This window comes from Vibrio tubiashii (genome assembly GCF_028551255.1).
In the GTDB taxonomy this organism is placed as follows: Bacteria; Pseudomonadota; Gammaproteobacteria; order Enterobacterales; family Vibrionaceae; genus Vibrio; species Vibrio tubiashii_B.
The window spans coordinates 855,436-876,147 of record NZ_CP117030.1 but is presented as its reverse complement, the minus strand read 5'-3'; the positions used below and the strand labels follow the sequence as shown (position 1 = coordinate 876,147).

The window sequence follows — 20,712 nt, the reverse complement described above, 5'->3', positions numbered from 1 at the left end:
AAAACGCTGGCAGAACGCTAGCGTTTTTTTTTTGCTTTCAGGAAATTAAATCGAACATCAGGCGGTCAATCTCTTCAGATAAGTAAAAGTATCACAGAAAGGAATTGATGATGACCGCTTTGATCGCTCTCTCCGTTGTATCTACCGTATCCGCGGGCCAAATCTGGGTTAACGAAGGACAGCCAGCTCAGGTAGTAGAACTGTTTACCTCTGAAGGGTGTTCTAGCTGCCCACCAGCAGACAAATACATCTCTAAATTTGAAAATAATAGTGGCTTGTGGGACGAGTTTATCCCTGTGGTTTATCACGTAGATTATTGGGATTATCTCGGATGGAAAGATAAGTTTGCTAAGCCAGAGTTCTCCCAATTACAACGCCTGTATAACGCTTATGATGTAGTGGGAAGTGTTTACACTCCCGGTTTTGTCGTCGACGGTAAAGAGTGGCGAGGCTTTTTCAATTGGGTAAATAGGAAGTTGCCTGAAAACGAGCAAACTGCGGCAAAACGCTTGACCTTAGTAAGAAAGGATAATGCTTTCCAACTGAAGTATGACGATGATTCTACGCTAGATGCGACAATCATTTTTCTTTCAAACAATCAAACCACTCAAATTAGAGCAGGTGAAAATCGTGGAAAAACATTAGAGCATGATTTTATCGCAGTAAGCCGATCACAAGCTCGCTCTTCAGAAGGCCATTGGACTTTTACTTATGAAGGGAATTTAAGCGATATTGACGCCGTAGCTGCTTGGATTACTCCAGTCGGAAGTTTTAATCGTATTCAGACGGTTGCTGGCAAGATAGAGTAACTTTCACTAGAACACGTACAAGATCATAATTCTCATATTTGAGGCACATTGTTGTAATCCTACAGATAATCGGCCATCTACTGCTACAAAGTGCCACTTTCCTCACTCTATGTGCCACATGAGTGTAATGTTCCGATCGAATTCAGCCTTAGCTATGTGAGATTCAATCCAAAAACAGTTCTACTCCTTTTTGTCTACGCCTATGAGAGAGGTTTTATAGGATGAGGTGAGATTTTGATATCCAAATATAACGTAAACCTGAGGTTTTGTGACTTTATTTCAACAAGTTTGACCTTAGAACGTGAATTTAAAATGGATATAAAAATGAACATCAAACCAACCAAACTCAGCATCGCCATGGCGTCGCTTGGGCTACTAGCTGGCTGTAATGATCAGCTAGAAGTACAAGTGATGGATGGCTACATTGAAAAAGCCGAAGTCTGGCTAGACGTAAATGGAAACTACAAGCAAGATGGCGATGAGCCTTCGTCTATCACAGACGAGAAAGGCTATGCGGTACTTGATATCAGTGGGCTCTCTAAGCGTGATAGAAACGCGCACCTGATTGCGAAAGTAAAACGAGGGGAGTCGATTGATAGCGATATTCCCGGCGTAACAGCAGCACGTGAGTATGTTATGCTCGCTCCAGCGGAGTACAGTTACATTACGCCACTGTCGACTTATGTATCGCTACAAATGATGGATGGGAAAAGTGAAAAGAGAGCACTGAAAAAACTCCGTCGTCAGTTAAAGCAGCCCCATCTCGATCTAGATTCCGATTACATTGAAAATGGCAATGCGCTTGTAGCAAGAAGTGCGAAAGCCCTAAGTCAAATCTTACCTGACTCTATTGAAGAGCAAACTTTAGAGCCACTTTTAGACACAATAGAGCAGGGTACAAAGGCCTTAGGTGAAGAAAAGAAACGCGGTAACCGAACACTAGAAGGCATAACACTGGCACTGAATGGCGGTAATCCAATAGTGACTTTGGACTCAGATGGCGATGGCGTTGCAGACAGCGTAGATGCTTTCCCCCACGATATTCAAGAGTCCGTTGATAGTGACAATGATGGAATTGGTGACCATCGTGATACAGACGATGACAATGATGGATTCTCAGACCAAGTGGAGCGTGAATTAGGCACCAATCCTTACAGCGCTTCTAGTCAACCTGCCGATCTTGATGGAGACAAAATCCCAGACAGTCTAGACCCTGACATCGATGGCGATGGTTGGAGCAATGTTGACGAAGAACGTCTGGGAAGCAATCCCTACTCAGCAGAAAGTAAGCCAAGTGATTATGATGGAGATGGGATTGCAGATTCAGAAGACACGGATATTGATGGTGATGGTGCGCCTAATAACAGTGATGCATTTCCAAAGGATAGACTTGAAAGTAAAGACACTAACGGCGATGGTCTAGGGGACTTTGCATCAAGTGATGATGATGGAGACGGGATACCTGATTCCATCGACCCTAACCCTAAGAGCCCCGATAATACGTCTACCGAACCTGCGCCAACGTATCAAGAAGCGGTTATCTATTACAAGCGCGAAGACGGCAATTACGCCGATTGGGGACTGCATCTTTGGAACAATGGAAGCTGTGATGCAGTAAGTGATGATGCGTTGAATGGTGTCGATTGGGCGAACCCGCTTGCTTGGAAGGAAATTGACCCTGAGTTCGGCGCTAAATTTGTTGTATCCCTTAAAGATGCGCACGGCACATGTATGAACTTTATCGTGCATAAAGGCAATGATAAGGCATTGGGTGGTGACGATCTTAAACTTGAATTTACCAAAGGCAACACACTCTATACCACTCACGGTAGTTCAACTCTTAAGTATTCTCCTAACGAACAAACGGTTGTTGAACTTTCTGGCGCTGCAGCACACTGGTTAGATCTAAATAATTTAGCTTGGTTTGATCATTCACAAGCGAAAAGTTACCAGCTTTGGTCTACCTCAGCGGGAGCGGGTGATATAACCAAACCTGAGATGTTTACTAAACGTGATCTAGGGCTAGCAGGCGTAGTCGATAATGCCAAATTTCCACACCTTAAAGGTCGAGTTCAGTTCAATCTGGCTGTAACCGCGGACGAGGCGAAGGCATTACTTAAGCAGCAATTAATTGCCGTTGCTCTTGATGAACAAGGCAAACCTTTGGTCGCGACACGCATTCAGATTCCTGGAGTGATAGATACGCTATACACCAGTGGACCAAACGATGCCGATGAAGCGAAGCTCGGGAGTTGGATTGACGGTGATACAGCTAATTTCGCGGTTTGGGCACCAACAGCTCAAGATGTGGAGCTTTATCTATACGATAGTGACAAAGCGCTTGTGCAAGCGTCACCGATTAAGATGACGTTGAACTCAGACACAGGTGTATGGGGTTACCAAGGCAGCTCTTCATTAGAAAATATCTTCTACCGTTATCGCGTCAAAACCTACCACCCGAAAACGGATCACGTTGAATGGATGATGAGTACCGATCCTTACTCACTTTCTCTGAGTACAGATAGCTTACATTCTCAACTTGTGGACTTAAATTCTGCGCAAACTAAGCCAAACGGATGGGATTCGCACGATGTCCCGGTATTGCAAAATCCAGAAGACCATATCATCTACGAATTGCACATTCGTGATTTCAGCGTTAGTGACAAGCATGGCACGCCTGAAAGGAACGGTAAGTATACCGCTTTCTTAGAAGATGAGCGTGACAGCGTTAAGCAACTCAAGTCGTTGAAGGAGTCTGGTTTAACAACGATTCACTTGTTGCCAAGCTATGACCTTGCTTCTATTCCGGAACAGGAATCTAAAACGGTCAACCTAAATGATACGGTGGGTAAACTATGTTCAGTCAATCCTAAAGCGAAATTGTGTGAAGATGGAACCAGCCACAGTTCGACGATCTTTTCCCTCCTAGAAAAGACCGATCCTAATACCGGTGAGGCACAAGCCCTTCTTGCTGACATCAGGCCACTTGATGGTTTCAACTGGGGCTACGATCCGTTTCACTACAGTGCGCCGGAAGGTAGCTACGCAGTGTCAAAAGACGGCACAAACCGTATTCGTGAATATCGAGAAATGGTCAAAAAACTGCATGAAATGGGATTCCGCGTGGTTCAAGACGTGGTGTATAACCATACGTATTCATCCGGTCTTTACGACAAATCTGTGCTCGATAAAACCGTTCCGGGTTACTACCACCGCCTAAACCCGATTACCGGGGCGGTAGAAAATTCGACTTGTTGTGATAACACAGCATCAGAAAACCGCATGTTTGAAAAGCTAGTTGCAGATAGCGTAATGATGTGGGCTCAAGACTACAAGATTGATGGTTTCCGTTTTGATTTAATGGGCCACTTGATGAAGTCGAGCATGCTGCATGTTTATGATAAGACGAAACAAGTTGACCCAGACACTTGGTTCTATGGTGAAGGTTGGAACTTTGGTGAAGTTGCAAATGGTCAACGTGGTGAAAACGCAACACAATGGCCAATGGCGGGCACAGGAATCGGCACCTATAACGATAGGCTTCGTGATGGAGTGCGCGGTGGCGGTCCTTTCGATAGTGGCGATGCACTGCTGAAGACTCCTGGCTTTGCAAACGCTGGAGACAGGTTTGATGATGCATTGAAGTCGAAAATGGATCTAATCCGTTATGGCATGACAGGTAACCTACAAAATTACCCTCTTGAAACCTATAGTGGCAGCGTAGTGTATGGCAAAGACTACCAATATGGTGGTCAAGGCGCAGCCTATACTTTAGACCCTCAAGAGTCGATCAACTATGTCTCTAAGCATGATAACCAGACCTTGTGGGACTTTAACCAATATAAAGCGTCTGCAGATATGACGGCAGAGCAACGAGCTCGAATGCAGATTGTTGGTTTGTCGACGGTGATGCTCGGTCAAGGCGTACCATTCCTTCATATGGGCTCAGAACTACTTCGCTCTAAATCAATGGAGCGTGATAGTTACGACAGTGGTGATTGGTATAACAAGGTTGATTTCAGCAAACAAACGAATAACTGGAATATCGGCTTACCAAGAGCAGACAAAGACCAAGCTAACTGGAATGCGATTAAATCTATCATCAGCAACCCAAATACCGTTGCGTCGGCTAAAGATATCGAATGGACAGACAGTGCGTTTAAAGCATTATTGCAAGTTCGTTCTTCAACGCCTCTTCTCAAGCTAGTTTCTGAAAAAGAGGTGGTCGATCGCGTACGATTCCACAATACGGGAAGCAACGCCTTACCGGGCTTAATTGCTATGTCAGTTAACGATGGTATTTCTGTAGGTGCTGATCTCGATAGCAACAATGATGCATTAATGGTCGTAATCAATGCCAATACTTCTGAGCAAACCCTCAAAGTAGCTGGGGCAAAAGATTTTGTTCTACATGATGCGTTGAGAAATTCAAATGATCCTATCGTTAAACAAGCGACGTTCGCCAACGAGAACTTTACGGTTCCTCCACTGACCGCAGCTGTATTTGTCTTGCCGCAGAGTGGAGGTCAAGGTGAAGGACTCGTTGTTGATAACAAGCCAGTTGATGTCGCGCCTTATGGGACGACCAAGGTGTATGTACGCGGCTCTATGAACGGTTGGAACACGAGTAGTGAAATGCAGTACAAAGGCGATGGTGTTTATACATTTAATGGGTATCTAACGCCTGGTGTGTATGAGTTTAAGATTGCTTCGTCAGATTGGAGCACACTTAACCTTGGCTTTGGTTCATTCTCGGTTGCCAATGGCTCTATAACGCTTGAAGATGCGGGTAATGGAAACATTAAGGTTACGGTCACTAACCAAGGTGTTTATGACTTTAGTCTAAATGCGAAAGATAAGTCATCTTTAGTTGTTACCGTGAAAGATACTGGTCTCGATTACGGATGTTATAGCGATAACAACACGGCCTGTGATCTACGCATTTATCAAGTCATGGTTGAATCCTTTGTTGATGGAGATTCGAATCATGACTATGGCGTAGGTTACGGAAACTCTCATCATAAAGGGGATCTTCAAGGAATCATTAACAGCCTTGATTATATTAAGAGCCTAAACATGAATGCGCTTTGGTTAACGCCAGTGTTTGATTCATGTGCCGGTCAAGGTGGTGATGATAAGCTCGATGCGACGGGCTACTTTGCCTGTGACTTCTTTAATGTAGACCCTAAATTCGGCACCAACGAGAAGCTAAAAGAGCTCATTGATACCGCTCATGCGAAAGGGCTGTATGTGTTCTTAGACGGTGTGTTTGGTCATACTCATATTAGTGGTGCTAAACCGTCACCGACCGGTAAAGTGCCAAGTTTGAGAAAGGAATCAGGTTATCCAGGCCAATATGTTGTCTATCCGAACGCTGACAGTGAAGCCTTCTTCACTGAAGTCGCTACATACTGGATTAAAGAGTATGGCATTGATGGCTGGAGACTGGACCAAGCTTACCAAGTCCCGCTTGATAGCTGGCGCAATATCCGAACGGCTGTTGAAAAAGCATCGATGGAAAATGTTATCGCAGGTAAGAAATGGGGCACTCTGGGTTACATGGTAGGTGAAGCATGGAGCAGTGCGGATGAAATTACTCGTACTGTCTATGGTAGCGATGCCAAACCAGGGCTTTCATCAGCGTTTAATTTCCCGCTTCGTTATGGTTTAGTTCAGGCGCTTGCTGTTGAAGAGTCTGGAGCTAAGAGTAATGCACGTGCACTCGACGCAGATTGGAACTCAAGAACAAAAGCGCCTTATCATGCAATGCCAAACTTAATGATTGGTAACCACGATCTGGTTCGTTTTGGTGATCTGATCCAACGTGGAGGGCTGAATAATTACTTCCCACGCCATAAAGCGGCATACAGTTTCTTAGCAGCGTACTCAGGGCCAATTACTTTCTACTATGGAGAGGAAATTGGTGATGAAGTTGAAAACTTTGCAGCGAAAGTTACTTCTGATTGCGTTACGCAGGGCATGTGCGATGACCACGTTGCTCGCTCAAGTGCAAAAGTGGAAGGAGTGACATCAACAACACTTAACGCAGAGCAGAGTGATCTGAAAGCTTACGTCGCTAAGCTAATGAAAGCTCGAAGCGAACATCCAGCGCTATACAATGGTGAGCGAAGAAACCTTTGGCTAGACGATACGTTATACGCGGATCTTAAAGTCAATGGCGATCAGCAGATCATCTATGTATTGAATACGGGAGAGAGCCAACGAACGCTAAACGTCGATTTATCACGTGTTAAATCCGCAACAGAGTTTGTTGATCTAATGACAGGTGAAACTATCAATGTTCAGTCTGTCAATGGAGCTGTTGAAGTTCCTCCATTGACTGGTAGATTGCTTCTTCTCAAGTAACAATCAACTCCTAACAAAAAAGGCGCTCAATAGAGCGCCTTTCTTATTTCGAAGCTTATCTAATTACTTCTTACGGCAGTATTCAGCGATAACGTACATAGATTGGCCGCCGTTCGCTTTACCAGAAACTAGCTTAGGATCGTCGCCAATGCTGATGCCACGGATAACAGTGCCTTGCTTGATGACTTGGTTAGTACCTTTAACTGGTAGGTCTTTGATAACCGTTACGTCGTCACCTTTTTTAAGTTCAACGCCGTTGCAATCGAATGGTTTGTCGTCTGCAGACATGCCAGTCATTGCCCAGTTCATTTGCTCTTCTTCCATGTACATCATATCTAGTGCGTCTTGTGCCCAGCTTTCTGTGTTTAGGCGAGTAAGCTGACGCCATGCAGTAACTTGAACTGCAGGAACTTGGCTCCACATGCTATCGTTTAGACAACGCCAGTGATTGATGTCTGTTGGTTCTTCGATCTCACCAAGACACTTGTCACAAACCATGATTCCGTAATCCACTGTCACATGGCTGTGAGGGGGAACAGCGTATGCCGTTAATGGTGCATCAGCAGCACATAATTCACATTTTGATTGGCAGCGTTCTAGCATAGTTGCTTCAGAAGACATAATGGACTCACATTTTATAGGTGTTAATAACGCCGGCTATTATCCACTTTATCTGTCAAAAATAAAGCGTAATCCGAATACAAATCGATAAATCAACGAATTCTTACTTTTCATAAGAAATTTGAACAACATAATTCGAACAATCAATGCTTTATAGATAGTGACAATGTCACATTAATAGCAATTCCTTTACCTATCTAGTCTAGATTGGCATAATCAGACTCGTTGTTATATCAATTTAGTAGGTTAGACATTGGAATTATTATCAATCGAGTTTTTGGGTAAACCACTTAGACTCGAAGGCTCTATGGCGGGTTGGCAACAGCTGTTTTGGAACAATCAACTCGTGTCTCAGCTTGATGCTAATGCTGACCGTGGTGAAAAATCCTACCATGAGTTTACTCTGCTCAATGGTGAGCAAGAGCTGTCATGTAAACTAGAAACTAATCTGATATGGCAACCATTTGTCTTAGAGTATGTTGCTACAGTCGATAGCCAAGTCATTGAGCAAGGAAGTCGCAATACTAAGGACATAGAAAAGCAAACACCGTTTACTAAGCCGGAACCAGAAAGAAAGTTTAGCCTTATTGGTCTTTTATCGCTTGGGATGAAAGCGCTTAAGAGTGCAAAGCTGATTAAAGTAGTGCTTGCGTCGGCGAGCTTAGCGGCGTATTCATGGTTGTTTTCTTTTCAATTTGCGTTGGCTTTGATTGCGTGTTTGGTCTTTCATGAATATGGCCATGTTCGCGCGATGAAGTACTTCGGTATGAAGACAAAAGGCATCTACTTGGTGCCGTTTCTTGGTGGGTTAGCTTTAAGCGACGAAAAGATAAATACCCGTTGGCAAGATGTCGTCATTTCGATCATGGGGCCGATGTTTGGATTAATTCTGTCTGTCATCTTGCTCATTGCTTACTTGATCACTGGCGAGATGTTTTTTGCAGGGTTAGCGGTATTTAATGCATTTCTAAATCTATTCAACTTACTACCGATATTGCCACTCGACGGCGGGCATGTATTAAAGAGTATCAGTTTCTCGATGAACAGTGTGGCGGGAATAGTTTTGTGTACCGCAGCGGCCGCTGGTGGCGTGGTGTTAAGCTACTCACTAGGGCTTACATTGTTTGGTTTCCTGCTTATCATGGGCATGCTGGAAATCGTGATTGAGTGGAGAGGAAGACATCATAGCCACTTACTTCCACTCGATAGATACGGTCAAGCTGTCGCTGCAGTTTGGTACATTGGGCTTGTTGCTTCATTGATTGGAATTATTTGGTTCTTTGCTTCAACTGGCGATCAATTGTTAAGCTTACCACTGCTTATATTAGGCACATAAATTAAAGACAAAGGGAGCATTTTTGCTCCCTTTGTTAATGTCTAAATACAGTTCGGGCGCTTTACATTGTTTTCGGGTAATGTCTGTATCTTAGCGGATAGATCCTGAATACGAGTTCCATGAGAAGGGTGCGTTGAGAGCAGTTCAGGCGGTTGAGCCCCCCCAGAAGCCTTAGCCATGTTTTTCCAAAGATCGACACTCTGGTTAGGATCAAAGCCAGACTTCGCCATCAATTCTAACCCCACAATATCCGCTTCCGATTCTTGAGTTCTACCGTAGGGCATTAAAACACCATATTGTACGCCTAATCCAAGCGCTGCCATGGTTGCTCCTCGATACTGTGCATATTCGGAAGAACCGAGCGCAATATTGGTCAGTTGAAGTCCGGCATTGGCAATTTGAGATTGAGACAGTCGTTCGTTGCTGTGATCAGCGAGGACATGTGCGATTTCATGGCCAATAACGGTCGCTAACTGGTCCTGAGTAACCGCTACTTTAAGTAAACCGGTATAGACACCAATCTTGCCGCCTGGTAACGCGAACGCATTGACTTGATCACTATCAAACACGACGACTTCCCAGCTATCAAATCCTGGTTGTTTCGGGACATGTTGAGTAATCGAATCTGTTACGCACTGAACATAAGCATTTGTCTTAGCGTCAGAGCTAATCTTGAGTTCTTTCTTCATTTGCTCGAACGATTGGGCACCCAAGCTACTCATATCTGAATCTGAAAAAAGAAGCAGTTGGTTACGACCTGTTGGGGAAGAAGTACAGGCTGTCATTGCCATTGCGGCAGTGAGAGTGACGAATTTAAACCACGTTTGCATTGAATTCTCCGTTTCAATCGCAATATTAAACTTACTATTTAGCTATACACATCATAGCATTAGCGTACAATTCTTGGTAATCACATTCAGTAGTGGAATGCATAATGACAATCTGGAAAAAATCGATCAGCCTTGAAGCCCTTAATAAGACGTCAGAAAATACTTTGATAGATCACCTAAACATTATTTATACCGAGGTAGGTGATGATTTTATAACGGCCACTATGCCTGTTTGTTCGTTTACTCACCAACCGCTTGGTATGCTGCACGGTGGTGCGTCTGTTGTCTTGGCCGAAACGCTTGGCTCAGTTGCGGCTAATTTCTGTGTCCCAAAAGGAAGTTACTGTGTGGGCCTCGACATTAATGCCAACCATGTACGTTCAATGAGAAGCGGCACCGTTATTGGTACAGCTAAGCCCATTCATTTAGGGGTATCCACTCAAGTATGGCAAATTAATATTACCGATGAGCGTGAACGTTTGGTGTGTACGAGTCGGTTGACCATCGCTGTTAAACATAAAAAATCTGCGTCGTCAGACAAAGGACTATAACGATGATGATTCCTTTTAAAAGCGGAAAAATCATTGTGACTAACCACGAAGTGGTGGTAAAGCTTTCCGGTGAGCACATGGTGACGCTTCAAGCGCAAACCGATGCTATCACTCTGATTGGGAGAGGGGCGAATGTTATTGCCGCTAACGGCAGCGAAACCAAGTGGTCGATAAAATTGGACAATGAACAACAAATCCAACAGATTGCCGAGCAAATCGGCAGCCAAGTCCAATAATCGTGTTTTTATCTTGATTCGAGAATATTAAATGAGGAAACTTAGAGCTAGGTTAACTAGTATGAGATTTCCTCTTTATGAGCAGCCCAAGACTTAGAGTTCAGTTTGAAACCTTGTTTGAGCATTACAAGGGGCAAGATTGCGGTGTCCAGCTTGAAGATATCACCGAGATACTGTTTTGTACTCGTCGTAACGCTCGAATTGTTCTGAATAAAATGGAAGAAGAAGGGTGGTTGGAATGGCACCCAGCTCCCGGTCGAGGAAAGTTATCTCAGTTAATCTTTAAGCGTAGCCGAGCTGATGTCAGCGAAAATCTAGCGCGCCGATATCTTGAAGAAGGGAAGATTGGCCAAGCGCTAAAAGTATTAGATCAAGATACGGCAAAACTTGCTCAAGTGGTTGAAAGCTATCTTGGCATTGTTCATCAAGAAGGCCAGCAAGTTGTCAGGCTGCCATATTACCGTGCACTTTCTACGTTAAATCCTACGTTGCCGATTCGCCGTTCTGAGCTGCATATCGTCCAGCAGATTTTCAGTGGTTTAACTTACATCGATGACAGTGAAGAACTTCAACCTGATCTGGCCCATTCATGGGAAATGCTCACTCCTCGTCATTGGCGGTTTTACATTCGCCCGAGTGTTAGGTTTCACAATGGAGACTTGCTCACTTCTCAAACGGTCGTTGATAACTTATTGGCACTTCAACAGAAGAAGCTGTTTTCACATATCGCAGACGTGAGCTCTCCAAGTCACTTAATCGTTGATGTAAAACTTTCACGCGATGATTATCAATTGGCGCTATTGCTTTCTGAATCTTGCGCGAAAATTATGTTGCCGCAAGAGAATAGAGCTGAGGATTATGATCTATTCCCTGTTGGTACAGGGCCTTACCGAGTCATTCAAAACGACAATAAACGCCTCGTTTTACAAGCCTTTGACGGTTACTTTGGTTTTAGGCCCCTGTTAGATCGAATCGAAGTGTGGGTGATTGATGACCTACATTCGTCGATGATTTTCCCGAGCTTATCTAAACCCCTTAAGCCTGAAGTGGCCAACTATGCCGATAGCGTAGACCTCGATCCGGGTTGCACCTATTTACTACTCAACCGAAAAAATGGACTAGCGGCGGCCAATGATTGGGCGAATTACTTCACCCAGAAGTTGGGCACATTAAATTTATTCCAGCATCTACCTCAAGAGAAAATCGTCGAACTAGGTGTACTTCCGGCGCATGGTTTAAAGCCAGGTTGGTATCACCATACAAGGCATGGTTATACGTCACCACCTTCCTATCGTTCAGTCACTATTGCTTACCACGGTCAGCACCCAATGTTCCCAACCTTGGTCAAATGTATTGAAGGCTTGCTTAAAGAGGATGGATTGAGCGTTAACTTTATTAACTATGACTTGACCGTTGAAGATACTTCAGAAGTGGACATTTGGGTTAAACCGATGGGAATCACCACAAACAGGGATGATTCACTAGCAGGGTGGCTACTCAATAATAGCGATATTGAGGCACTTAGCCGTGAAGAGGATTTCGAACATTGGACTAAAGTCGTACAAGAGTGGCAAGCAACACAAAATGCTAGTTTCCCTGCACAAGAGCTTGGAAAATCTTTAGTAGAAAAGATGCAGCTCATTCCCATGTTTCACTGTTGGTTAGGGGTGAGTAAAGACCATTGTGGTTCGTTACAAAATGCGAAATGTAATGCGCTTGGATGGTTTGATTTCAGCAAAGTTTGGGTCAAACCTGAAATAGCTGAGGCAACAAATTCGCATCAAGAGGAAGGGTAGTGGCGAAACCTAATAAGAAACAACCGTCTAAAACGGTCGAGATTTACTGCGCAAAATGTAAAATCCAGTTATTTAAGTACAGAAAAGGGGGCAAAGGGTCTCTTGTGAAATGTTTTAAGGAAAGAATTGTTTCTGATTACACCGAACAGCCCTGTATTTGCCCTCAGTGCGGTGGTGAATTTGCCCGAGAGACTTTGATTAGAGGCACTCCTGCTTACAAAATAATCGGTGGCAAAGTTACTATGAAATAGCTTCGCATTAGAACAATTCTCTAAACCATTTTATAAACTAATTGATTAGTAAGATTGTAGAAAATAGACATCACGACGCAATATTTGATCTCAATCGATATAAAACGTAAAAATCTCGTTAAGGGGTATCATTGTTTTTTAATGGTGTTAGAATAGCCGCAGTTTCTTTTCGGTTTTTCCAACTTTACTTTAGGGGTTTGTAATGGAGCTAGGTCTTATCATCACTTTCATCGTTGCAGCAGCTGTAATGGTTAAGAAAGAGATGGCAGCAGCTAAATAATCGGTCTATTCATACCATTTTTTCTATAATTTTTGATGAATATACCCAAGAAAGCTCCTAGTTTAGGGGCTTTTTTATTACCTTTAACTTGCTGATATTTATGATTTAAGTAGGTGATTAACTAAAAAAAGCCAGCTTGATAGCTGGCTTTGGTTTTAAAGTTCTAAATTAGAATTGGTAATCTAGGCTCACACCCCAGTTTCGACCCGGTTGAGAGTAGTAGTCCATGTTTGAAACACTAGATTTACCTGATAAGTCATCATATAAATGATATTTCTTATCTAGAGCATTAAACAGACCTGCTCGCAATGTTAAATCTTGCATTGGACGGTAGTAAGCAGTTAGGTCAACGACGGTATATCCATTAACATCAACGTTTTCTACAGAATTGCCCATTCGATCGGTCATTGACGTCCAATCTGTCTTAGCAGCAACCATAGTAATGTTCATAACACCACCATATGTTTGGTTAGGGTTATCGTAGCCCATACCGACAATAGAAGTGAGTGGAGCAACGCTGTTAATCGCTTCACCAGTTTTCTTGTCCTTACCTTCAGAGTATGCAATAGATAGTTTGGTATATGTACCTTCTGGTAAGTCAAAAGCCTTGTCCATAAGCAGGGTACTAGATAGTTCGGCACCGTAGATTTCTACTTTGTCTAAATTCTTGTTGGTGTAGATAGTCTTAGAACCATTAGAGCCCGTAGCAACAGTTTCGATAAAGTTATCGTATTGGTTGAAGTAAGTGGCTAGCTCAAAGCGACCAAACTCATTGTTGCCTCTAAAGCCCACTTCGTAAGAAATGCTGCTTTCGGCTTTTAGATCCGGATTAGGTTCAACTATCGCACCCTCATCATACAAGTAGTACAAGTCATACACGGTTGGCGCTTTAAAGCCTGTACTGATCTTAGCGAATGTAGAGAACTTGTCAGTCAGGTGGTACACAGTACCAATATTACCTGTAATGGCAGAATCGCTGTTCTTAGATACCGTGTTTGTGTAGCTAGGCGTTTGCTCTGGATTTGACTCAAATGAATCGAATCGCAAGCCGCCTGTAACAACCAGTTTTTCATCCATTAGGAAGACATTGTCTTGTACGAAAGCACCCCATTGCGTAAGAGTCGCGTTCGGACTTGTACCTTTAGTGCTCGGTGCAGACGTACCTGAGTCAAGGAAGTAATCAGTATTACTCAGCTCGAAGTCATTTTTAATATAGCTCAGGCCATAAGTCACTTCGTGTGTTGAAGAGTCATTCTCGATGATTTTGTTCAACTGTGAGTTAAACTGGATTGAATTGTCTTGCGTATCGCGAACACGGACTCGTTTGCCTTTAGCATCTGTAGTATCGCCATTATCATTAACGGATTGTGAATCTTGGTAAGATAAAGACCAGTTTAGCTGATCGGCGATAGCAGCATTAAGCATCCACTCATGTTCCAATGTCACACGAGTTCGTTTGTTATTGTCGTCATTGAAAGCGTTACTGTAGTTATAAGGTGGAGTCGACGATAGCTTTTCTAGATCCGTTTCTTCGTACTTGAAGTCATGATGCTCGACTGTTAGTCCCAAGCGATGTTGTTCATTTAACTGGTAGTAAGCTTTTGCTAGAAGGTTTTGAACTTTCTTGTCTGCTGGATTGGCTGCACCACGATCATCACCTTCAATATCGGCTCCGTCGCCATGCTTTTTAGTCTCATTTCCGTCTGCGTAGGTAAGCATTAACAGCGTTTCTAGCTTGTCTCTGCGCATTGCCCACGTTCCGGTCGTTTTGAATGTCTCATCAGCAGATGTGTAGCCAGTTTTAATGCCAAAACGGTGTTCATCGCCATCAGTGATGAGGATATCGTCCGGATTCTTAGTACGTAGCAGTACAGTACCACCAAGTGCATCAGAACCATATAAGGATGACGATGCGCCTTTATTGACTTCGATGCTATGAAGCGTATCGATTTCAAATGTGTTTTGATGTTTTGCCTGAGTACCGCCACCAGAGTTGTAAGGTACAGGTTGCTGAACGTCATCAACCATAACTTTAATTCGGCTTTGTTCCATACCACGGATGTTGAATCCTGAAATACCAAAACGGCCTGAACCTTGAGCATTAACACCAGGAGTATATTTAAGCGCTTGTTTTACATCTGTCGAAAGGGTGTTATCGATATCTTCAGATGAAACGGTTTCGATAGAAGAGCTAACATCGGCTTTACTTTGTTCAGTACGAGTCGCTGAAACAACAACTTCGTCGAAGAGGGCATATTCTTCGGCATGAGCAGTTGACGCAAGGGCCAAAACAATTGAAGCTGACAGGAAAGTTTTCTTATACATTTTATAATTACCTTTGATCCATATAGGTTTTCTTTGAACGAACGGCATTCTATTGGATCTAAATGATAATTACTATTGTTTGCATTTCGAAAAGTGGTGGTTTTTTTGCTCTACCCGTATGCGAACTTGAATAAAATTCAAATATTACAAGTGCTTAAACATTTTGTTTACATTTGTAAAGGTTCACTTTGTCAATTAATAGTGTGATAATGATCACTATGTCGTTAATTGTTATTAATAAGGATGATAATATTGCAGAGCCCAATAACACTTGAAGCGCTACATATATTAGATGCGATTGACCGGCGTGGAAGCTTTGCTGCTGCGGCAAACGAACTCGATAGGGCACCGTCTTCACTGAGCTATCAAATTCAGAAGCTCGAACAAGATCTCGATATTATGATCTTTGATCGCTCTGGGCACAAAGCTAATTTTACGGAAGCAGGTAAACTGATTCTTGAACGAGGAAGGGACATACTGCTAGCAACAGACAAGCTTGTAAATGATGCAAGTGTACTGGCCAATGGGTGGGAACTGGATATTACACTCGCCTTTGATGGTATTATCCCAGTTGCTAATTTCTTCAACCTTGTTAATGACTTAAGTAATGTCAGTTCAACAAGGATTAAGCTCCAAGAAGAAATACTCGCAGGCTGCTGGGAAGCGTTAAGTTCAGGGCGAGCAGATTTATTGGTCTGTCCAAGAATGGAAACGCTACCTCAAGATGTAAAAGCTGAAACCATTGGTGAAATGGAAATGATCTGGGTAGCAGCGACGGATCATTACGTACATAAACGCAGTGGGGTATTCGACGAAAAAGCGCGTGAAAAATATCGCGTTATTGCAATAGCGGATACGGCCCGCGAGCAGCCAGCAATCAGCGTCAACATAACTCAAAGACAACCGAGACTAACCGTGACCAACTTTTCAGCAAAAGTAGAGGCGCTAAAGACAGGCTTAGGTATCGGTACCTTGCCAAAAGAGTTAGCAACTCAACTTATTGCGAGCGGTGACTTAAAGCAGATAACCGACACCGAATCTCAACCGATTGAGATCATCTTAGCTTGGAAACGTAATAAAATTGGTGAAGCTAAGTCTTGGTGTATTCAATACTTAATCAAGCATTTTAAAGCGACATCTAAGATTTAAACCAAGTAAAACAAAAGGGAGCTTATCGCTCCCTTCTAGTTTAGAAACCTAGCCTTGCACACCACCTTGCTGCTGTGCTTGTTTTACTAAAGCCTGACGTTGAGTTTCCTGTTCGTTTTCCACTTTATGTTCCTTATTCATCCCACGTTCTTCTTGTTGTGGAACAAAAACAAAGTACTTATTAATAGTCATCGAAAGAACCTCTATTTTACAGTTGTAACCATCCAGGTTAGACAATTCACCTAATCGTCATCGCTTGATGAAGATTCCATGTTGTAGGTTTCAAAAAATAGAGGATGTTAACTTAGTTAACATCCTCCATAACAGCTTAATTATAGAAGTAGACTCAGGTATTAATAAACCTCAGTCTCATCCTTTCAGCTAATTCTTACACGTCGTAGGTAGTAGAAGCCGTGTCGCCGCCTGTACCAGTCCAGTTAGTGTGGAAGAATTCACCACGAGGACGGTCAGTACGCTCGTAAGTGTGAGCGCCGAAGTAGTCACGCTGCGCTTGAAGCAGGTTAGCTGGTAGACGTGCAGTTGTGTAACCGTCTAGGAAAGATAGCGCAGAAATCGTACATGGCATTGGGATGCCAGACTCTAGAGATTTCGCTGCTACTTTACGCCATGCAGCTAGGCTGCCTTGTAGGATGTTTTTGAAGTACTCGTCTGAACCTAGGAACGCGATGTCTGGGTTTGCTTCGTACGCATCACGGATGTTGCCTAGGAACGCAGAGCGGATGATACAACCACCACGCCACATAAGTGCTACGTTACCGTAGTTTAGATCCCAGCCATTCTCGTTAGATGCTTCGCGCATTAGCATAAAACCTTGAGCGTAAGAGATAATCTTAGAAGCAAGTAGTGCTTGACGAAGTGCATCAACCCATTCTTTCTTATCGCCTTCAACTGGCGTGATTGTCTTACCGAATAGAGATTCAGCTTCAACACGTTGATCTTTAAGAGCAGACAGACAACGAGAGAATACAGACTCAGAGATAAGCGTTAGTGGAATACCTAGGTCTAGCGCGTTGATGCCTGTCCATTTACCGGTACCTTTTTGGCCAGCAGTGTCTAGGATCTTCTCTACTAGTGGCTCACCGTCTTCATCTTTGTAGCCAAGGATGTCTGCAGTGATTTCAACAAGGTAGCTATCTAGCTCAGTCTTGTTCCAATCAGCGAATACGGCTTGCATTTCGTCAGCTGACATACCAAGACCATCTTTCATGAACTGGTAAGCTTCAGTGATAAGTTGCATGTCACCGTATTCGATGCCGTTGTGTACCATCTTAACAAAGTGACCAGCACCGTCGTTACCAACCCAATCACAACAAGGTTCGCCAGCGTCAGTTTTTGCAGAGATACCTTGGAAGATAGGCTTAACCGCTTCCCAAGCTTCAGCTGCGCCGCCTGGCATGATTGAAGGGCCAAAACGTGCACCTTCTTCACCACCAGAGACACCAGTACCGATGAAGTGAATACCTTTTTCACGACAATGTGCTACGCGACGGTTTGTGTCAGGGTAGTTAGTGTTACCACCGTCAATGATGATGTCACCTTCGTCTAGAAGCGGGATTAGATTGTCAATAAACGTATCAACAACTGCGCCAGCACGTACCATTAGCATTACTTTACGTGGCGTTTCTAGCTTCTCAACTAACTCTTCTAGAGAGTATGCGCCAACGATGTTAGTGCCTTTTGCAGGGCCTTCTAGGAACTCGTCTACTTTCGCAGCAGTACGGTTATGAGCAACAACTTTGAAGCCGTTGTCGTTCATGTTTAGGATAAGGTTTTGACCCATTACTGCTAGGCCAATTACACCGATATCACCTTTCATTATTTCTCTCCAATTTTCCTATTTGGACGCTCGCACTAAGCGATTTTTGCTGCTGCGTCTGAATCTAAGTACCATTCCGTCTCACCAGCTTTAGACTGGATTTTAGCTGCAGGGTAAGGCAGCTCACTCGCTGGAGTGGTATGAATTTCGTTTACGATATCAACTTTACCCGCACCAAGTACAAGGTAGCTGATACGTTTCGCGGATTCTAATACCTTAGCGGTTTTAGATACGCGGATTTGACCTGATTCTGGATGAGAAGCTAATACTGATAAGTTCTCATCTTGATAGTCTGTTTGGCCTGGGAATAGCGAAGCCGTGTGGCCGTCAGCGCCAACACCAAGAAGTATCCAATCGAATACTGGTGTTCCATTTTCAGCAGGGATTACAGATGCCATTTCTTTAGCAAAACGCTCAGCTTCAACTTTTGGCTCATCTTCACCACGAATACGGTGAATGTTCTCTGCAGGTAGATTAACTTGGCTGAACAGTAGTGCGTTAGCTTCACCGTAGTTGCTTTCAGCATCATCAGGGGCAACACAACGCTCGTCTCCCCACCAAAAGTGTAGGTTGTTCCATTGAATGCCTTCGGCATAAGGTGCCTGCGCTAAAAGTTTAAACAGCATCTTTGGTGTGCTGCCACCAGACAGTGAAATGTGAACAGGGCGGTCAAGCTCGCTGAACGCTTTCATATCATTAGCTAGGCTTTCTACAACTTGGTCAGCTGTTTGAAAAATCTTGTGATTGATCATAGTTCGCAATAATCCGTATCTGTTAGGTTTTTACATGGGAATCGCCATGCACGATCGTCACGTTGTAACAAATCGTCAGACTCTTTTGGTCCCCACGTACCACAAGCGTATCCAAATAGGGCTTGCGGGTCTTGTTTGAAGTCTAGAATCGGTTGAACGTACTTCCAACACGCTTCAACAGCATCGCTACGTGCAAACAACGTTGCATCGCCATTTAGTGCATCAAGTAGAAGACGCTCGTATGCCGTTAGCATTTGCGTTTCTTGTAGAGACGCGTAGTGGAAGTTCATTTTCACTTCTTTAGCATTAAAGCCTGCGCCAGGCTCTTTAAGGCCAAAGCTCATCTGAATCCCTTCATCTGGTTGAATGCGGATAATCAATTTGTTTTCCGGAGCATTCTGGCCAAATACTGGGTGAGGTGTTTGCTTAAAGTGGATGACAACTTCAGTTACGCGAGTCGGCAGACGTTTACCTGTGCGTACGTAGAATGGTACGCCGTTCCAACGCCAGTTGTTAATGTACGCCTTAAGGCCGACATAAGTTTCTGTACGAGAGTCTTCAGCAACACCAGGCTCATCACGGTAACTTGGTAGGAACTCGCCACGAACGTCAGATTCTGTGTATTGACCCAACACAAGGTTGTTTCGTAAATCATCTTCTTCTAGCGGTTTCAAACACTGAAGGACTTTAACGACTTCATCACGCATAGAATCAGCGTTGATCTGTGCAGGTGGCTCCATGCCAACCATTGCTAGAACCTGTAGCAAGTGGTTTTGGAACATGTCACGAACCGCACCAGAACCGTCGTAATATCCACCACGTTCTTCAACACCAAGGAATTCAGCACCAGTGATTTCTACATAATCAATGAAGTTGCGGTTCCAAAGAGGTTCGAACATTGCGTTAGAGAAGCGGAATACAAGAAGGTTTTGTACCGTTTCTTTACCTAGGTAGTGGTCAATGCGATAGATCTGATGTTCTTGGAAGTGATCATGGATCTCTTTATCTAGTTTTTGTGCAGACGCAAGATCATAACCAAATGGCTTTTCAATGATCAGGCGCTTCCAACCGTCTTCTTCGCTGTTTAGTCCATGAGCGGCAAGGCTTGCCGGGATGACACTATAAAGGCTAGGAGGTGTAGCTAAATAGAATAGGGTGTTACGTTGTTCGAAACTGTACTGCTCAGATAGCTGGTTAAGACGGGTTGATAGCTTAGCGTAGTCGGCAGTATCTGAAGTATTGATGGCTTGGTAATGCAGATGATTAATAAAAGCATCAAGAGTAGCTGGCTCTGTTTTCTCCATTTCTTGGAGTGAACGCTTTAGCTTTTCTCGGTAAGAGTCATCACTGTACTCAGTTCGGCTTACACCTAAAATGGCGAAGTTTTTTGGTAGCTGTTTGTTTGAGTAAAGGTGATATAAAGCAGGGATCAACTTGCGATAGGTTAAGTCGCCCGAAGCACCAAAAATAACGATGCTGCTGTTTTCTGGTATTACCATCATCTTTCCCTTAGAAACGAGGTAGTTAGCATGTGCCTAAGTTGTTGGCACTAAAGTTTGCCAACGGTATCAAC

At 43.6% G+C, this 20,712-nt stretch carries 15 protein-coding genes; 8 read left to right on the top strand and 7 right to left on the bottom strand.

Going from position 1 to position 20,712, the window contains the following annotated elements; all coding sequences use genetic code 11:
• Positions 1 to 110 precede the first annotated feature (110 nt).
• Positions 111 to 809, top strand: coding sequence for a DUF1223 domain-containing protein (locus LYZ37_RS19360; RefSeq protein ID WP_272787212.1), 699 nt, complete (start codon positions 111 to 113; stop codon positions 807 to 809).
• Positions 810 to 1,133: 324 nt separating this feature from the next.
• Complete coding sequence (gene pulA, locus LYZ37_RS19355; RefSeq protein WP_272787211.1) at positions 1,134 to 7,175, top strand: pullulanase-type alpha-1,6-glucosidase; 6,042 nt, start codon at positions 1,134 to 1,136, stop codon at positions 7,173 to 7,175.
• A 63-nt stretch (positions 7,176 to 7,238) separates the two neighbouring features.
• Here the strand turns inward: pulA and LYZ37_RS19350 are convergent, their stop codons facing one another.
• Positions 7,239 to 7,796 (bottom strand): alkylphosphonate utilization protein, encoded by a 558-nt coding sequence (locus LYZ37_RS19350; protein WP_272787210.1) that lies wholly within the window; start codon positions 7,794 to 7,796, stop codon positions 7,239 to 7,241.
• A 253-nt stretch (positions 7,797 to 8,049) separates the two neighbouring features.
• Between LYZ37_RS19350 and LYZ37_RS19345 the strand changes: the two genes are divergently transcribed.
• Positions 8,050 to 9,132, top strand: coding sequence for a site-2 protease family protein (locus tag LYZ37_RS19345; protein ID WP_272787209.1), 1,083 nt, complete (start codon positions 8,050 to 8,052; stop codon positions 9,130 to 9,132).
• Positions 9,133 to 9,173: 41 nt separating this feature from the next.
• Here the strand turns inward: LYZ37_RS19345 and LYZ37_RS19340 are convergent, their stop codons facing one another.
• Positions 9,174 to 9,962, bottom strand: a complete 789-nt coding sequence (locus LYZ37_RS19340; protein ID WP_272787208.1) for a M48 family metallopeptidase — start codon at positions 9,960 to 9,962, stop codon at positions 9,174 to 9,176.
• A gap of 104 nt (positions 9,963 to 10,066) precedes the next feature.
• Between LYZ37_RS19340 and LYZ37_RS19335 the strand changes: the two genes are divergently transcribed.
• The 4 genes from LYZ37_RS19335 (at position 10,067) to LYZ37_RS19320 (ending at position 12,796) form a co-directional block, all read left to right on the top strand.
• Positions 10,067 to 10,513: a hotdog fold thioesterase gene (locus tag LYZ37_RS19335; protein ID WP_004742681.1), complete on the top strand. Its 447-nt coding sequence runs from the start codon at positions 10,067 to 10,069 to the stop codon at positions 10,511 to 10,513.
• A gap of 2 nt (positions 10,514 to 10,515) precedes the next feature.
• Complete coding sequence (locus LYZ37_RS19330; protein ID WP_054962862.1) at positions 10,516 to 10,749, top strand: DUF3389 family protein; 234 nt, start codon at positions 10,516 to 10,518, stop codon at positions 10,747 to 10,749.
• A 77-nt stretch (positions 10,750 to 10,826) separates the two neighbouring features.
• Entirely contained in the window at positions 10,827 to 12,545 is a 1,719-nt protein-coding gene (locus tag LYZ37_RS19325) for an SgrR family transcriptional regulator (RefSeq protein ID WP_272787207.1), read from the top strand.
• Positions 12,545 to 12,796, top strand: a complete 252-nt coding sequence (locus LYZ37_RS19320) for a hypothetical protein (RefSeq protein WP_272787206.1) — start codon at positions 12,545 to 12,547, stop codon at positions 12,794 to 12,796. The genes LYZ37_RS19325 and LYZ37_RS19320 overlap by 1 nt, the downstream gene beginning before the upstream one ends.
• A 448-nt stretch (positions 12,797 to 13,244) precedes the next feature.
• Here LYZ37_RS19320 and LYZ37_RS19315 read toward each other — a convergent pair whose 3' ends face one another.
• Positions 13,245 to 15,401: a TonB-dependent hemoglobin/transferrin/lactoferrin family receptor gene (locus LYZ37_RS19315; RefSeq protein WP_272787205.1), complete on the bottom strand. Its 2,157-nt coding sequence runs from the start codon at positions 15,399 to 15,401 to the stop codon at positions 13,245 to 13,247.
• Between the two features lie 252 nt (positions 15,402 to 15,653).
• On the opposite strand from LYZ37_RS19315, the gene LYZ37_RS19310 reads away from it, so the two are divergent.
• Entirely contained in the window at positions 15,654 to 16,550 is an 897-nt protein-coding gene (locus LYZ37_RS19310; protein WP_171323524.1) for a LysR family transcriptional regulator, read from the top strand.
• A gap of 48 nt (positions 16,551 to 16,598) precedes the next feature.
• On the opposite strand, the gene LYZ37_RS19305 is transcribed toward LYZ37_RS19310, so the two are convergent.
• From LYZ37_RS19305 to zwf, 4 genes are all read right to left on the bottom strand, one after another.
• A complete protein-coding gene (locus tag LYZ37_RS19305; RefSeq protein WP_004742687.1) occupies positions 16,599 to 16,742 on the bottom strand; it encodes a hypothetical protein in 144 nt (47 codons plus the stop codon).
• 196 nt (positions 16,743 to 16,938) lie between these two features.
• The gene (gnd, locus tag LYZ37_RS19300) at positions 16,939 to 18,387 is read right to left on the bottom strand and encodes a decarboxylating NADP(+)-dependent phosphogluconate dehydrogenase (protein ID WP_272787204.1); all 1,449 of its coding nucleotides are present in this window, start codon (positions 18,385 to 18,387) and stop codon (positions 16,939 to 16,941) included.
• Between the two features lie 35 nt (positions 18,388 to 18,422).
• Positions 18,423 to 19,139: a 6-phosphogluconolactonase gene (pgl, locus tag LYZ37_RS19295; RefSeq protein WP_272787203.1), complete on the bottom strand. Its 717-nt coding sequence runs from the start codon at positions 19,137 to 19,139 to the stop codon at positions 18,423 to 18,425.
• A complete protein-coding gene (gene zwf / locus LYZ37_RS19290; RefSeq protein ID WP_272787202.1) occupies positions 19,136 to 20,638 on the bottom strand; it encodes a glucose-6-phosphate dehydrogenase in 1,503 nt (500 codons plus the stop codon). The genes pgl and zwf overlap by 4 nt, the downstream gene beginning before the upstream one ends.
• Between the last annotated feature and the right edge of the window lie 74 nt (positions 20,639 to 20,712).

What these genes read in the sequence shown, in the direction of transcription:
- LYZ37_RS19360 (WP_272787212.1), top strand. Translation starts at nt 111, where the DNA reads ATGACCGCTTTGATCGCTCTCTCCGTTGTATCTACCGTATCCGCGGGC.
- pulA (WP_272787211.1), top strand. Translation starts at nt 1,134, where the DNA reads ATGAACATCAAACCAACCAAACTCAGCATCGCCATGGCGTCGCTTGGG.
- LYZ37_RS19350 (WP_272787210.1), bottom strand. Translation starts at nt 7,796, where the DNA reads ATGTCTTCTGAAGCAACTATGCTAGAACGCTGCCAATCAAAATGTGAA.
- LYZ37_RS19340 (WP_272787208.1), bottom strand. Translation starts at nt 9,962, where the DNA reads ATGCAAACGTGGTTTAAATTCGTCACTCTCACTGCCGCAATGGCAATG.
- LYZ37_RS19335 (WP_004742681.1), top strand. Translation starts at nt 10,067, where the DNA reads ATGACAATCTGGAAAAAATCGATCAGCCTTGAAGCCCTTAATAAGACG.
- LYZ37_RS19330 (WP_054962862.1), top strand. Translation starts at nt 10,516, where the DNA reads ATGATGATTCCTTTTAAAAGCGGAAAAATCATTGTGACTAACCACGAA.
- LYZ37_RS19325 (WP_272787207.1), top strand. Translation starts at nt 10,827, where the DNA reads ATGAGCAGCCCAAGACTTAGAGTTCAGTTTGAAACCTTGTTTGAGCAT.
- LYZ37_RS19315 (WP_272787205.1), bottom strand. Translation starts at nt 15,401, where the DNA reads ATGTATAAGAAAACTTTCCTGTCAGCTTCAATTGTTTTGGCCCTTGCG.
- LYZ37_RS19305 (WP_004742687.1), bottom strand. Translation starts at nt 16,742, where the DNA reads ATGACTATTAATAAGTACTTTGTTTTTGTTCCACAACAAGAAGAACGT.
- gnd (WP_272787204.1), bottom strand. Translation starts at nt 18,387, where the DNA reads ATGAAAGGTGATATCGGTGTAATTGGCCTAGCAGTAATGGGTCAAAAC.
- pgl (WP_272787203.1), bottom strand. Translation starts at nt 19,139, where the DNA reads ATGATCAATCACAAGATTTTTCAAACAGCTGACCAAGTTGTAGAAAGC.
- zwf (WP_272787202.1), bottom strand. Translation starts at nt 20,638, where the DNA reads ATGGTAATACCAGAAAACAGCAGCATCGTTATTTTTGGTGCTTCGGGC.